Genomic DNA, 13,997 nt, shown 5'->3' on the forward strand with positions numbered 1-13,997 from the left:
TTTCAAATTTTATTAGATTTATGAAAATTAAATATATAAATTTATTTATTTGTAGAGTTCTTAAGGTGCTCAAGGAAAATCTAAATTCTGTAATCTCATTTTATTTTTTGATTCAATTAATTGTTTTGTTTCCAGAGGCAAAGAGTACTGCATTGGTTCAGTCTGAAAGTAATCGTTCATACGGTTCGCCATCAGCAGCCTTTGGACATGGAAATACAGCATTTTCACACTTTAGTTCAGCTATTGGAGTAAGTAATGTTGCACGGGAACATAGTAGCTCAGCTATTGGGACTGGTAATCTTTCTGGTTGGGTAAGAGGAAATAGATTACATCAACTGGATCCTTATCTAGACCCAGTTAGCCTAACCCAAACTTTTGTTGTCACTCCAGAATACATTAATAGAACTTTGAACGCATCCAATAGAAAAGAAATGGTTGCAATGGGTGTATATAACATGGCTTTTGGAAATAGATCTTTAGCCTTGGGAAATAGGAACATAACATTAGCTGATGAAACGCTAGCTGTCGGAAAATCAAACCTTATATTAGGAAGTTATTCTAACGTTATTGGTAATTCTAATACTGCTTTAAGTAATTATTCAAACGTATTAGGATTTAGTAATGCTATTGGAGAATCAGGTTTATATAGTTTTGCTTTGGGTTCGCATAACAATATTCGGTCACAATATGGCCTAGCAATTGGTTATAAAAATACTATCAAAGGCACAAATTCAATTTTTATAGGGAATAATAATCTTGTTCTAGGAGATAAAAATATTGTAATTGGAAACTTAATTCAATCAAATTCTTTATCTAATTCTATTGTTTTGGGTAATGAATCTGATGGAACATATGCAGAAGAATTATCTAAATCAGTTAGTGTTGAATTCGGTAATTTGATTGGTGGATTGATTATCAGCGAATATTGGAATGGGTGGTCATATGAACGGAATGGTTCCCTCTCAGTTGGTGCTAGAGGTAGAGAAAGACAAATCAAAAATGTGGCAACTGGAGCGGTTTCTAGAACAAGTACAGATGCAGTTAACGGTTCCCAACTTTATTCTGCTATAAACGCAATAGGTGAAGCAACAAGAAAATATTCAATGTTTTTTTCTGCTGATAATTATTCAAATAGAATAGAAAGTAGGTTGGGTGACATCTTATCGATTTTAGGGGGTGCCACAGGATTATTAAGCGATCGTAATATTGGTGTAATAGTTAATGGTAATACAATCAATGTCAAACTTGCTAAAAAAATCAAAAGTGTAAGTAGTGTAACCACTGATGGTGGAACGGTACTTTCCGATGAGGCAATAAGACTTGGACAAAATGGACCTTCTATAACACACGAAGGAATAAATTCTAATAACAAAAAAATATTTAATGTTTTAACTGAAGAGAATTCATCTGATTCGGATGCGGCGAATGTGGGCTTTGTAACAAAAAAGCTAGATAATTTAAAAAATCAAGGTTATTCACTTATAGATGACTCAGACAATTTGCAATCATTTAGCATAGGTTCTTCCATAAAGGTATTGGGGGATAAAAATATTTATACTACCATATCGAAATCTGGAGTTAATATTCAAATGCAATCTAATCTATTGGGTATTCGGAGTGTCGATATAGATGGGGGACCAACTCTTAACTCTGAAGGTTTGTCATTTGGTAATGGAACAAAATTAACCTCTGACAAACTTCAGATAGGTACTGTCCTAATTACAACTAAAGGTAAAATTACTGGAGTTGCTGACCCTACTGATGATACTGATGCAGCTAACAAACGCTATGTTGATAGACAGTTGTATTCTTTAGGCAATAAGCCACTTACGCTAGGTACTAATGATGGACAACAATCTAAAAAATTGGGCGACACCATGACTATTAAAGGTGCTGATTCAAATTTTGATAAAAACCTATTCGATGGTGGTAACAACATCATGACATGGATAGATGGAGAGGGTGGTATTCGAATTGGTATAAAGAAGGATATAAGTCTTTATACTTTTACTTCTGACAATGGTAGTGGGAAATCATCTACTCTTAGATCTGATGCTTTAGTTTTTAATGGTGTAGATGGCATTGAAGGGGCTGATGGTCAAATTACACTAGACGTTACTTCTAATGGTATGAGAGATGTAAGATATAAAAAATCTGCACGTTTGAAATTAAACAACACAGAAGTAGCCACAATGAATGACGGTCTAAGGCTTGGGGCAAACAGTGGAAATGAGGCCTTAAATCATCTAAATTCTAAAGTAGTAGTTTCTGGTAATAAAAATAATATTGATTGGTCTAAGTTTGATGAAGGTTCAAACATAATGACTAACATTAGTCAAAGCCCTGAAGATCAAACAAATATCACTATTGCACTAAAACGCGATCTTGAACTTGATTCTGCAACTATTGGACATGGACCAAATATAGTTGAAGGCACTAACATAACTAAAGGCGGTAAAGATGGTTACATCAAAGTTGTAAATAAGGAAGGTAAGACAGCTATTGTTATAGACGGTGGTAACACATCAAACGATGTAGGCCCATCGATTACTGTATCAGATACAAAATCCGTGGCGGGGGGGGGACTTCTATATTATCTAATGGTATAGAATTTAACACTCCATCAACTTCTGATTCTAAAACTAATTCTACAACCTCTAAATCATCAAAAGCTTTTGTATCGATTGCACCCGAAGGTTCTGCACGCATAGAACAAGATGCATCCGCAAGAAGAACCCGTCTCACATTAAAATCTGGAGAAGGCAGTGACTCAACAGTCGAAGAGATTGCGACAATGAATGATGGCTTAAGATTCAAAGGTGATTCTGAAGAATTAATCAATAAACCACTCTCAAGCACATTATCGATTGTTGGTGGTGAGACTGATTCAACTAAACTCACATCTTCAAAAGAAGATAAAAATATTGGTGTGATTGTTGAGGACGCCCCAAGTGCATCTAAAGATTCAAACACCAAATCACAAAAAGTGCTTGCAGTGCGTTTATCTAAAAACCTAAAAGGCTTGCAATCAGCAGAATTTAAGCCAGTGGATGAAAATTCTAAACCTACTGGTCAAACCATAACCATAGGTAAAGAAGGTCTAACTATCTCCAATAAAGATAAAAAATCTCAATTTAATGAAGAAGGTTTAAAAATAGGAGAGAACGGGCCGAGTGTCACTGATAAAGGCATAAATGCAGGTGGAATGAACATATCTAATGTTGCACCTCCTACACAACCACATCATGCTTCTACAAAGGGTTATGTAGATACACAAGTAAGACATCTTGAGAGCAAAATCAATGAAAGATACAAAGATGCTTTAGGGGCGTCTGCTATGGCCATGGCTACAGCATTATTGCCACCACCTAACACTCCTGGTAGAGGAGTATTTTCCGTAGCAAGTGCAGTGGTTGCGGGTCAACCTGCCTTTGCACTAGGCGTGTCTGTTCTATCTGAGAACAACAGACTCATATTGAAAGGAGCAGTTGCTAGCGATGTTCGAAGTCAAGTTGGTGGCGGTGTCGGTGCTTCTTATCAGTGGTAATTTGTTTCCTAAAATAATAATTAAAAATAGCTCATAAAAACCCTACCCCTAGCCCCTGAATTTCTCCTCCGAATTCAGGGGATTTTTTTGCTAAGCTCAAATAATAGTAAAATTTAATGTTTAACTTTTGCCCTCGCACACATAGCGTAAAAAAATGAACACACCCCTAAAACTTATCGTCGGTTTGGGAAATCCTGGTCCAGAGTATGAGCATACTCGTCATAATGCTGGCTTTTGGTTTGTGGACCGTTTAGCCCTAAAACATGGATGTAATTGGAATCAGGAATCCGCATTTCACGGATATATGGCTAAGATGCCTTCGGCAGGAGGTTCGATTTTTTTACTTAAGCCAAGCACTTACATGAATCTTTCAGGTCGTGCTGTTCAAGCTGTATGTCATTTCTACAAAATCGCCGTGGACGAGGTGTTGGTGGCACACGATGAGCTTGATCTCCCTATAAACGAAATCAAATTAAAAAAGGGTGGCGGTCATGCGGGGCATAATGGCTTACGAGATATAACTAAGGCAATGGCATCTCCTGAGTTTTGGCGATTACGTATAGGTATCGATCATCCTATAAAGCGTAATATGGTTCAACCCGTTGCAGATTATGTTTTGCACAGACCCAATTTAGAGGAATTTGAACAATTGTTGATGAGTGTTGATCGTGGTGTTGAAGCGGTGGATTATTTAATTAAAGGCGATAAGCAAAAAGCTATTACCACTTTATCTGGGGGCAATGCCTCATGCAAGGCTAAATCAGAGGCTCAAACTCAAGCTCAGAGCAAGGCCACAGCACGGGCTCAGAGCAAAGCTCAGACCGCGAGTGCGACCAAATCTGCAGGCACAACAATATCCGCACCTACGCAGACACCTAAGCAAACCCAAGCTCCATACAAACACCCATCCCCTGCAAAACCAAAAAAAGAGGGTACGCAAGATGCTTAAATCAATCAAGGAACTTTTGCTTTATATTGCTCATCCGAAGTATATCGAGCACGGACCTGCCCATTCTGATTTTTCGTTAAATGTGCCGTTGGGTCGCATTTTTAAATGGGTGTTGTTGATGTGGTTGGTAGATTTAGTTATCTTTGCACCTATCGTTGTTGCCGTATCAAAAAACCTAGGTGTTGATAATCAAATCGATCCGACATTGCCATACTTGGTGCCATTGGCTGCTGTGTGGGCACCCATAGTTGAGGAGCTGATTTTTAGATTTTCTTTGCGACGTCCCATGTTTTGGATACTGTGTATACCACTTGGGATTATGGTGTTTGGATCTGGACCCATCTTTCTGAGTTTCGCTGTAGTTGGGGTTCTTGTTCTGGTTATTATTTATCTTGATAGTACGGGGAAATTGGAAGAGAAGTATGCATTGCCACCCAAATATAAGGCTGTGTATTATGCTTATTTCCCCTTTGTGTTCCACGCTTCGGTCATAGTTTTTGCGTGCCTTCATGTATTTAATTATGACATCGAAGAAGTCTCCGTCCTTATGTTTTTGCTGGTCGTACCGCAATTAGTAACTGGTTATGTGATTGCGTGGTTTAGGATGAAATATAGTTTTATTTCAGGAGTTGTATTTCACGCGATTTTTAATGGCGGACCTGTAATTTTAGTTTGGTTGGCAATGAAGGCATTAAAATCATTGCCACCAGAAGAGTATGAAAAAATAATGAAGAGCATGGAGTCCGTGTTCAATCCAATTTTAAATTTAATCTGAGGTTTTTAATGGCATTACAATGTGGCATCGTGGGACTTCCTAATGTAGGAAAGTCGACTCTTTTTAACGCACTTACTAAAGCTGGCATTGCGGCGGAGAATTATCCGTTCTGTACGATTGAGCCTAATGTTGGGATTGTGGAAGTTCCCGACCCACGTCTTGCAAAGCTTGCTGAGATAGTGAAGCCTGAGCGCGTGTTGCCTGCGACTGTGGAGTTTGTGGATATTGCAGGACTTGTGGCGGGTGCCTCTAAGGGAGAGGGGCTGGGGAATCAGTTCTTAGCGAACATACGCGAAACCGATGCTGTTGTACATGTTGTGCGTTGCTTTGAAGATAGTAATGTTGTGCATGTGGCTGGTCGTGTAGATCCTGTAAGCGATATTGAGGTTATCAATACAGAATTAGCACTTTCAGATTTAGCAACTGCCGAAAAGGCACTTTTGAAAAATCAGAAGGTAGCCCGTGCTGGAGATAAGGAAGCACAAAAGATGGTGGCTGTGCTTGAAAAAGTAGTTCCACATCTAAATGAAGCCAAAGCGATACGTTCTTTGGGTTTGGATGCTGACGAGCTACATGCCATCAAGTCTTTTGGTTTTATCACTGCAAAACCTTGCATGTATGTGGCGAATGTTCGCGAAGATGGCTTTGAAAATAATCCACATCTTGAGGCTGTGCAAAATTATGCTGCTGCTGAAAATTCACCCGTAATCTCGGTATGTGCCGCAATCGAAGCCGAAATTGCCGACCTTGATGATGAGGATAAAGAGATGTTTTTGGCCGATATGGGTATGGATGAGCCTGGCTTAAATCGCTTGATTCGTGCTGGATACGACCTTCTTGGACTACAGACTTACTTTACGGCAGGAGTTAAGGAGGTTCGTGCATGGACCATTCATAAAGGGGATACTGCCCCTAAAGCTGCAGGCGTAATTCATACTGATTTCGAGCGTGGATTTATCAGGGCACAAACGATTTCATACGATGACTTCATACAGTACAAAGGTGAGCAGGGTGCAAAAGAAGCAGGCAAAATGCGAGCTGAAGGTAAGGAATACGTCGTTAAAGATGGTGATGTTCTAAACTTTTTATTTAATGTTTAGGATTTCGGCTCGTGGCTTAGGATTTCTGCTTGTGGCTTAGGATTTCGGCTCGTGGCTTAGGATTTGTCAAAGTCTACGATTCGCCATCACCTTAGGATTCGCCATCACCTTAGGATTCGCCATCACCTTAAAATCAAATCGTGGCTTAGGATTTGCCAGTTAGTTTCTTAAACTTCTCCATCAATTCTTCTTGGGTTTCAGAATGTGCAGGATCTTTTGATATACAGTCCACTGGACAGACAGACATACACTGTGGTTCATCGTGGTGTCCAACGCACTCCGTGCATTTATCGGGTTCGATTACATAAATATCAGGACCCATGTATATCGCATCGTTTGGACATTGCGGCTCACATACGTCGCAATTGATGCAGTCCTCATCAATTATTAGTGCCATTATTTTGTGTCCTTTGTGAATTAATAAGTGCTACTTTTTCTGATAGACGTTTCTCTACGAGTGGGAAAACGAAATCGGATACATTGCCCCCTAAAATAGCAACCTCGCGCACAAATGTGCCCGATATAAATTGATATTGCTCCGATGGGGTCATAAATAAAGTCTCCACCTCTGGCAATAAATACCTATTCATCCCGGCAAGCTGAAATTCATACTCAAAATCCGAAACAGCCCGCAGACCGCGAACGATGACTTTACCGCCTTCCTGGCGGACAAAATCCTTAAGAAGACCTGTGAAAGACTTAACCTCCACATTTTGATAATGACTAAGCACCTCCCGTGCAATCTCTAGCCTCTCCTCCAATGTGAAGAACGGCTTTTTTGCTCTACTTTCGGCTACTCCAACGACCACATTATCGAATAGCTTCGATGCACGGCGCACCAAGTCTTCATGACCGCGAGTGATGGGGTCAAATGTACCCGGATAGATAGCTGTAATCATATATTGTCTCTTTTTAATTTAAATAAATAAAAATAAACCTGTCCTGCTTTCGATTCACGCAAAAGCTCAAATGATTCGTTCAATGTTTGCGGTTTGTTCGATTCGATGTATACAAGCCCTTGTGGCAATAAAATCTGTTCTAAATATGGTTTAGTAGTCTCTAGCAAATCGCTGTTGAATGGAGGGTCGAGCAATACTAAATCGAACCTACTTGCATCCATGCGCTCTAAGATCTTGGGCACTCCAAGTGAGTTTATACGCACTGCATCTGCCTTAAGTTTATCGCGGGACTTACGTAATTCCTCGATTACTTTGGGATTCTGATCAGAAAGAAGTACATATCTAGCACCCCTAGAAGTAGCTTCAAAGCCCAAAGCTCCAGTTCCCGCAAATAAATCAAGCACAGATTTATCTTCGTAAACTCCATACCAAAAATGGTCAATCCAGTTATATAAAGTCTCGCGAACACGGTCTGGTGTAGGTCGAAATCCATCAATTTCTAATACTGGTAATGTTGATTTCTTATACTGACCACCGATAATGCGAACAGTGCGACCCATAGGTCAAAATATCCAATTAAAACGATAATTATAAAATAAATTTTATAGTTAAAATAAATGCTTAATTAGTAAATTATCTTGTTATGTTTAGATTTTTTAAAAGAAAGAAAAAAGAAGAGCCTGTAGTTGAGGAAAAGATTGAAGCTGACGTTGATGAGCAGTCTCAAGAGCAAGTTATTGCAGATGCAGGGCATGAAAGAGGCGAGCATGAAAGTCATGGGCATGAAAATCAGACTTACGATCCGTCTCATGACATACGAGAAACCCAAGAGCCTGCAGAGGCTATAACAAGCCCAGATTCTTCTTTTGATTCTCTGTGGCCGACACCTGATGCAAATGGAAAGGTTCGTATAAAAATTTCTTTATCGGATGCGCTACCTCCGATTAGCGAGGAAGAGTTAGAGAAAGCGGCCTTAGCGGAAGTCCGTGAAGATGATTTAAGTCGTTTTGGATATGTGGATTCTGATGATGAATCTGTGGAATTTGAGGAAGAGCAGGTGCAAGGGAGGTCTGCTCAGGAGGCGGGTGTGAAGCCCGACCATAAGCCAGAGCCCTGTGAGTCAGAGGCCGACCATAAGCCCAAGGCAGACCATGAGATTGAGCCCGAGCTCCTTGAGCCCGACCTCCGTGAGCCAGAACCCACAGACCCCTCAGACCCCTCAGAACCCTCAGAATCCTCTGAGCCTGAAGTTGAGCATAAGACACTATCACCATCAGAAAAAAAAGGCTGGTTCTCACGTCTTAAAAAAGGCTTATCAAGATCGAATATAGGAACTATTTTTGTCGGCACTCGTATTGACGAAGAACTATTTGAAGAGCTTGAAAACTCATTACTAATGGCCGACGCAGGGGTTATTGCCACCCAAAAGATAATTAGCGAATTAAGACAAGCCGTCAAAAAGCAACACCTTGAGGACGCAGATCAGGTAAAACACGCACTCACGCAGATTATTGCTCAGCATCTGAAACCGCTTGAGAAGATTTTCGATATACATGAAGATCGCACAAATGTTGTTATGATCGCAGGTGTCAATGGGGCTGGAAAAACCACCTCTATCGGTAAACTGGCTTATCATTTTCAGGCTCACGGTGCTAGTCTGCTTCTAGCTGCAGGGGATACATTTAGGGCGGCCGCACGAGAACAGCTTCAACAGTGGGGTCTTAAAAACAATGTGCAGGTCATCTCTCAGCAAGGGGGCGATCCCGCTTCTGTGGCGTTTGATGCAGTGAATTCAGGCATTGCTAAGAAAACCACTGTTGTTATGATTGATACTGCAGGACGTCTGCCTACACAGACTCATCTTATGGAAGAGCTTAAAAAAATTAAGCGTGTAATCACGAAGGCTGAAAGCTCAGCACCCCATGAGGTTTTGCTTGTGGTCGATGGCAATACTGGACAAAACGCCCTCGCACAAATTAAAGCATTTGATGAGGCTATCGGGCTTACAGGACTACTAGTTACTAAACTTGATGGAACCGCAAAAGGCGGTGTACTCGTAGCTATGGCTTCTGGAGTACAAGGAGTGCGTACAGTGCCAGTTTATTGGATTGGAGTAGGTGAATCCTTAGAGGATCTACAGCCATTTGTGGCCGAGGAATTTGCACAGGCATTGGTGGGGTAATTATCCACCAAATCTAATCCTTCTCGGCATTTTCCTATGTACCGCATCAGCCTCTTCACGCATCATCTCAATATGTGCCGACAACCAGCCCACAGCAAACCAAGCCTGTTTATGCGTATTTACCAAATTTGAGAAATAGACGTGGGCAGTAGCGTAATCGTTAAGCTGCCCAAATACCTCCTGAGCTTCTATAAGTCGCTTATTTACACGTCCTAAACGACTTGCACCTTCCATATTTTCATATACATTTAGGGCATAACGTATTTTCTTAATTTTTTTACGCAAATCGTGATAATTCTCTATATCCGCTTTATCTCTTGTTTTCCAGTGGTTTACTATCGATTTATACCACTTCGATAAACGTCTTTCTATTTTGTAGATTAGTAAAGATTCGCCCGTAGTTCCAGGCGTAAGTGGAATGATATCTACTAATTTATCTTGAATTGGTACGTCGGAACTTTCAGCCACTGAACTTGCACCTTCAACTCCGATAAGGGCTTGGGATAACATTCTGCGAGCTGGTATTGGCTTAGATTCAGGTTCTGCTGTAGTCGACAGGTTTTCAGATTTCGCTTCTGTACTTAGTGGGTCGCTCTCAACCACTTCAACTTCATTTTGGGGTGGCAATGGATCCGCATTAGGAGCTGTAGCCACCCATCTCATAATTTGTATTAATAATGTTTGAAATTCTGCTTCTTTAGCAATTTCTGAAGCGGGTTTACCGTTGTAATGACTGACCTTTATAGGAGGCATGCCAGCCTTAATTAATGGTGGCAATATCGTCTCAAGCATCACATCCGTGTCACGAGTTTCACCGAAGCGTCCAAAATACTCTTTTAATAAAAGCTGTAGTTCGGGATTTGGTAGGTGTGCTATACCATCAAACAATCTCCAATTAGATATAAGTCTACGAATGCCTACACGCAATTGATGAACATGCTCACTTTTAGCGGTTTTAGCTACTCCAGCTGTATCGATCTCGGCAAGCAAAGCAGCGTTTGATGATATTTGATCTACACACTCTTCAGTCAATTTGCACAGAGCCTTAGTGGCTGTAAGATACTTTTGTATAAATATGGGCTGAGCCTTTTTTTCGCTCCAAAATTTTTGAGTTTCAGCCAGTTCTATGGCTGCCTGATGTTGTGGTTCGGCCGAATAAATTTTGTTATGAATATTAGCCAGTGCATCGCCTCGATGTGCTTTTGTGCGGTTATCGAGTATAAGGCCATGCTCTTTAGTCCAACGAGTAGCCATATCAAAAATAGAGCAAACTTGACCTGAAACTAACTCAAATTCAATTTCGTTAATAGGCAGTTCAAGAGCGCCTGCACGAACAACTCCTGTGTCATAGGCAATTTCAACGGTTCCATGCTTTACGCGTTGTTTTTTGCATAAGCGTTCAATGTGAGTTTCAAATCTGCACTCAAGTTCTTCTGTTAATTTTGAAATTACAATTTCAGCTGCGGTACCTGCATAAAGGCTAAGATCTAGAATAGGTGCGTGTCTTGAATGATTTAGCTCTAAGCGACTAAATTGACTTTCACCTGCCATTTTTAATGTCTGTACCCAAGAATCACCCTCAAGTCGCAATCTTATCGAGGTCTTAGCCTTTGCAAGTTGACGGCTGGGGGTGTCGAAATACATAGCACGTAGAGTTAGTTTTGTAGCACTATTGAGTGAATTTTTTACTGATTCACGAGCAGATAGGGGCACGTGAAGCTTTATTTCTTGTTCGGACATGAGCGGGCGGTAAATGTTAAAGTATTATTTCAATACGATAAAATACCATAAAAATTAATGATTTATGAAATATGTGTTGCTTAAATCGCTAAATTGAGTTTGGATCTATTATCTGCTTAAGCTCACTAAGTGACTTAAGAATTTTTTTAGAATCCGTTTCTTTTAAATCGCCCATCAATTCCTTAAGTAGTTCATTAAGCCCCTCGTGAGCTTTTTTAAGAACTTTTTTACCTTTAGTTGTGAGGTTAAGGGTAATGGTTCGACCGTCATCTATACTTTCGTTTTTACGTATGAATCCGTCTTCTTCCAGTACTTTTACTACATTAGTAATATTGCCATCTGAAACCATAAGACGCTCTGAAATTTCACCCATTTTAAGCCCATAACGAGAGCTGTTTATATGAGCTAGAATTTCAAATCTTGTAGGTGTGAGATTGTGGACTGTTCTTAAATACTCACGTACTTGACGATTGATAATTTGATTGCAGGCATTAAGACGAAGCCAGATTCTGGCTTGTGTAGTATCGCTTGATGAGAGGCGGCTTTCAATATCCATGACACTTCTTTGGTGGCAATGTCCTCTTAGTATATCAAACTAGGAGTGCTAAAATCCCAACGAAATAAAGTTGGAAATATCATGAAAACTAAACTTAATTACGAAACAAGAGTGAAATTAGATTTAGAGGTTAAAGAAGAATTTGACATATCCCCAATTACAGAAATTATTGAAGATTTGCGATTAGGGAAAATGGTCATCATCGTAGATGAAGAAAACCGCGAAAATGAGGGTGATTTGATGATGGCGGCTGATTTTATAACCCCTGAAGCTATTAATTTTATGGTCACCCATGCAAGAGGATTAGTCTGTCTTACTCTTACTCATGAAAGATGTGATGAGCTCGGATTGCCTATGATGACATCGAATAATAGGTCTGGATTTGGCACAAACTTTACAACATCAATAGAAGCCGCAGAAGGGGTGACTACGGGGATTTCTGCTGCTGATAGAGCTCACACAGTCAAAGTAGCTATTTCTAAAAATTCAAAACCTACCGATTTAGTACAGCCGGGTCATATATTTCCAGTTCGATCTGTCCCTGGTGGAGTTTTGATTAGGGCTGGGCATACGGAAGCAGGTTGTGATTTAACCAAGTTAGCTGGACTTACGCCGGCATCTGTAATTTGTGAAATCATGAACACTGATGGGACTATGTCACGACTTCCCGATTTGATGGAATTTGCTAAGCATCACGGCATTAAGATTGGTACTATCGTTGATTTAATTCAGTATAGAAACGAACACGAGTCTATGATTGAACGCATAGGAGAGTGTGAATTAGCAACTAGCTGGGGTATGTTTAAGGCTTATGCTTATAAGGATAAATCTTTTGGATCTCCTCATATTGCACTAGTAAAAGGTGACATTGAGGAAGGTCTTGAAACTCTAGTTAGGGTACACGAGCCTACGAATGTCTTGGATTTGCTAGATATGGAAGGGCAGTCGCATAGTTGGTCATTGCCAAAAGCAATAGAAAAAATATCAAAATCCGATCGTGGTGTAATCGTACTTTTAAATGCACAGGGAAATGAAGGTGGTCTTATGAATTCGCTTGCGAAATGGGGGCGGTCAGAGGCGGAGGACGAGACTAAGTCTAAGGCTACAAAATCTGAACACTATGACATGAGAACATACGGTATCGGAGCTCAGATTCTACGTGATTTGGGGGTTGGCAAAATGAAGTTATTAAGCCATCCTTTGCGGTTACCCTCTATGACTGGATTCTCCCTAGAAGTCACAGGGTATGAGCAAGCCTAAAGTTTGGATTGAGCGTGGCTATGAACAAGTATGAAGTTGAGTATGAGGGTTTGTACGATTAGGTTGGAAATTAAGCTTGCTTGTTTGATGTGAGTAGCTCGGAAATTAAGCTTGAGTGTTTGGTGTGAGCAGTTTGGAAATTAAGCTTGAGGGTGGATAAAATTGTCCACCCTTAATATTGGTGTCAAGTCTAAATCCGTATAATTAATTTATAATCTTTAACACCACTACTTACTTAGGAGCTTCTATGAAACCTTACACTATGGAACCAGATCGCAACGGAGAAGACCTTTATATTGGTATCGCTCTAAGCAGATTTAACGAAGAAATTGCATATGCCGAACTAGAAGCTTGCCTCGACGAGCTTGAGAGTTTAGGAGTCGATGAAAGCCAAGTTATGGTTGTTACTGTTCCTGGCTCTCTTGAGCTTGGTATAGCTTTACAACAAATGGCTATGAGTTACGAATTCGACGCATTGATCGCATTTGGAGCGGTTGTTCGAGGTGATACTTATCATTTTGATGTTGTGGCTAATGAAAGTGCATCTGCTATTTCAAAAGTTTCTCTCGAGATGAATATCCCTATCGCAAACGGCGTTCTTACTGTAGAATCTGCAGACCAAGCACATCAAAGGGCTGAGGAAAAGGGTCGTGATTGTGCAGTGGTTGCGGTTGAGTTGGCTAATCTTATGGTAGCTCTCGTGCCAGAGGGTGAAGATATTGACGAAGACGAGGATTTTGAGTATTTCGTCGATGGTGAAGACGACATGGATTATGACGATGAAGAAGAGTTCGAGTTAGATGAGGACGAGGACGACTTCGAAGACGAAGATGAAGACTTCGATGACGAGGACGATGAAGAGGACGAAGACGACTTCGAAGATGAAGACGATGATTCAGATGATTCAGATGATGAAGAAGACGACGATGACGATGACTTCGAAGATGATGACGATGATGGAGACGATGAAGAAGATCGTCGCAAATAAT

The 13,997-nt window shown here is 40.5% G+C and carries 13 protein-coding genes; 8 read left to right on the forward strand and 5 right to left on the reverse strand.

Annotated features, from left to right (window positions below):
* Positions 1-20: 20 nt before the first annotated feature.
* The 5 genes from KUI_RS01750 to ychF all read left to right on the forward strand — a co-directional run bounded on the left by KUI_RS01750 (position 21) and on the right by ychF (position 6,371).
* Complete coding sequence (locus KUI_RS01750) at positions 21-2,609, forward strand: hypothetical protein (RefSeq protein ID WP_044953929.1); 2,589 nt, start codon at positions 21-23, stop codon at positions 2,607-2,609.
* Positions 2,610-2,794: 185 nt separating this feature from the next.
* Positions 2,795-3,547, forward strand: a complete 753-nt coding sequence (locus KUI_RS08430; RefSeq protein WP_044953932.1) for a YadA C-terminal domain-containing protein — start codon at positions 2,795-2,797, stop codon at positions 3,545-3,547.
* Between the two features lie 154 nt (positions 3,548-3,701).
* On the forward strand, positions 3,702-4,496 hold the full coding sequence (gene pth, locus KUI_RS01760) for an aminoacyl-tRNA hydrolase (protein ID WP_013522121.1): 795 nt from the start codon (positions 3,702-3,704) through the stop codon (positions 4,494-4,496).
* The gene (locus KUI_RS01765) at positions 4,489-5,271 is read left to right on the forward strand and encodes a CPBP family glutamic-type intramembrane protease (RefSeq protein WP_013522122.1); all 783 of its coding nucleotides are present in this window, start codon (positions 4,489-4,491) and stop codon (positions 5,269-5,271) included. The genes pth and KUI_RS01765 overlap by 8 nt, the downstream gene beginning before the upstream one ends.
* Positions 5,272-5,279: 8 nt before the next feature.
* Positions 5,280-6,371, forward strand: a complete 1,092-nt coding sequence (ychF, locus tag KUI_RS01770; protein ID WP_014840165.1) for a redox-regulated ATPase YchF — start codon at positions 5,280-5,282, stop codon at positions 6,369-6,371.
* A 145-nt stretch (positions 6,372-6,516) separates the two neighbouring features.
* On the opposite strand, the gene KUI_RS01775 is transcribed toward ychF, so the two are convergent.
* The 3 genes from KUI_RS01775 to rsmD are packed head-to-tail and all read right to left on the reverse strand — an operon-like array spanning position 6,517 to position 7,830.
* Positions 6,517-6,768, reverse strand: coding sequence for a YfhL family 4Fe-4S dicluster ferredoxin (locus KUI_RS01775; protein ID WP_044953935.1), 252 nt, complete (start codon positions 6,766-6,768; stop codon positions 6,517-6,519).
* On the reverse strand, positions 6,752-7,270 hold the full coding sequence (gene coaD / locus KUI_RS01780) for a pantetheine-phosphate adenylyltransferase (protein ID WP_013522125.1): 519 nt from the start codon (positions 7,268-7,270) through the stop codon (positions 6,752-6,754). The genes KUI_RS01775 and coaD overlap by 17 nt, the downstream gene beginning before the upstream one ends.
* Complete coding sequence (rsmD, locus tag KUI_RS01785; RefSeq protein ID WP_013522126.1) at positions 7,267-7,830, reverse strand: 16S rRNA (guanine(966)-N(2))-methyltransferase RsmD; 564 nt, start codon at positions 7,828-7,830, stop codon at positions 7,267-7,269. Before rsmD ends, coaD begins: the two co-directional genes overlap by 4 nt.
* Before the next feature lie 83 nt (positions 7,831-7,913).
* Here rsmD and ftsY point away from each other — a divergent pair, with 83 nt between their 5' ends.
* A complete protein-coding gene (ftsY, locus tag KUI_RS01790; RefSeq protein WP_014840167.1) occupies positions 7,914-9,452 on the forward strand; it encodes a signal recognition particle-docking protein FtsY in 1,539 nt (512 codons plus the stop codon).
* On the opposite strand, the gene KUI_RS01795 is transcribed toward ftsY, so the two are convergent.
* On the reverse strand, positions 9,453-11,192 hold the full coding sequence (locus KUI_RS01795; protein WP_013522128.1) for a CYTH and CHAD domain-containing protein: 1,740 nt from the start codon (positions 11,190-11,192) through the stop codon (positions 9,453-9,455).
* 88 nt (positions 11,193-11,280) lie between these two features.
* Positions 11,281-11,748, reverse strand: coding sequence for a MarR family winged helix-turn-helix transcriptional regulator (locus KUI_RS01800; RefSeq protein ID WP_013522129.1), 468 nt, complete (start codon positions 11,746-11,748; stop codon positions 11,281-11,283).
* A gap of 81 nt (positions 11,749-11,829) precedes the next feature.
* Between KUI_RS01800 and ribBA the strand changes: the two genes are divergently transcribed.
* Together ribBA and ribH are read left to right on the forward strand one after the other, a co-directional pair.
* On the forward strand, positions 11,830-13,008 hold the full coding sequence (ribBA, locus tag KUI_RS01805; RefSeq protein ID WP_014840168.1) for a bifunctional 3,4-dihydroxy-2-butanone-4-phosphate synthase/GTP cyclohydrolase II: 1,179 nt from the start codon (positions 11,830-11,832) through the stop codon (positions 13,006-13,008).
* Positions 13,009-13,255: 247 nt separating this feature from the next.
* Positions 13,256-13,996 (forward strand): 6,7-dimethyl-8-ribityllumazine synthase, encoded by a 741-nt coding sequence (gene ribH / locus KUI_RS01810; protein ID WP_014840169.1) that lies wholly within the window; start codon positions 13,256-13,258, stop codon positions 13,994-13,996.
* Position 13,997: the final 1 nt, after the last annotated feature.

Source organism: Taylorella equigenitalis ATCC 35865 (assembly GCF_000276685.1).
GTDB lineage: Bacteria > Pseudomonadota > Gammaproteobacteria > Burkholderiales > Burkholderiaceae_B > Taylorella > Taylorella equigenitalis.

Coding starts and splice junctions, on each gene's coding strand:
- KUI_RS01795 (WP_013522128.1), bottom strand. CDS start 11,192: ATGTCCGAACAAGAAATAAAGCTTCACGTGCCCCTATCTGCTCGTGAA.
- ftsY (WP_014840167.1), top strand. CDS start 7,914: ATGTTTAGATTTTTTAAAAGAAAGAAAAAAGAAGAGCCTGTAGTTGAG.
- pth (WP_013522121.1), top strand. CDS start 3,702: ATGAACACACCCCTAAAACTTATCGTCGGTTTGGGAAATCCTGGTCCA.
- ribH (WP_014840169.1), top strand. CDS start 13,256: ATGAAACCTTACACTATGGAACCAGATCGCAACGGAGAAGACCTTTAT.
- KUI_RS01800 (WP_013522129.1), bottom strand. CDS start 11,748: ATGGATATTGAAAGCCGCCTCTCATCAAGCGATACTACACAAGCCAGA.
- coaD (WP_013522125.1), bottom strand. CDS start 7,270: ATGATTACAGCTATCTATCCGGGTACATTTGACCCCATCACTCGCGGT.
- KUI_RS08430 (WP_044953932.1), top strand. CDS start 2,795: ATGAATGATGGCTTAAGATTCAAAGGTGATTCTGAAGAATTAATCAAT.
- rsmD (WP_013522126.1), bottom strand. CDS start 7,830: ATGGGTCGCACTGTTCGCATTATCGGTGGTCAGTATAAGAAATCAACA.
- KUI_RS01775 (WP_044953935.1), bottom strand. CDS start 6,768: ATGGCACTAATAATTGATGAGGACTGCATCAATTGCGACGTATGTGAG.
- KUI_RS01750 (WP_044953929.1), top strand. CDS start 21: ATGAAAATTAAATATATAAATTTATTTATTTGTAGAGTTCTTAAGGTG.
- ribBA (WP_014840168.1), top strand. CDS start 11,830: ATGAAAACTAAACTTAATTACGAAACAAGAGTGAAATTAGATTTAGAG.
- KUI_RS01765 (WP_013522122.1), top strand. CDS start 4,489: ATGCTTAAATCAATCAAGGAACTTTTGCTTTATATTGCTCATCCGAAG.
- ychF (WP_014840165.1), top strand. CDS start 5,280: ATGGCATTACAATGTGGCATCGTGGGACTTCCTAATGTAGGAAAGTCG.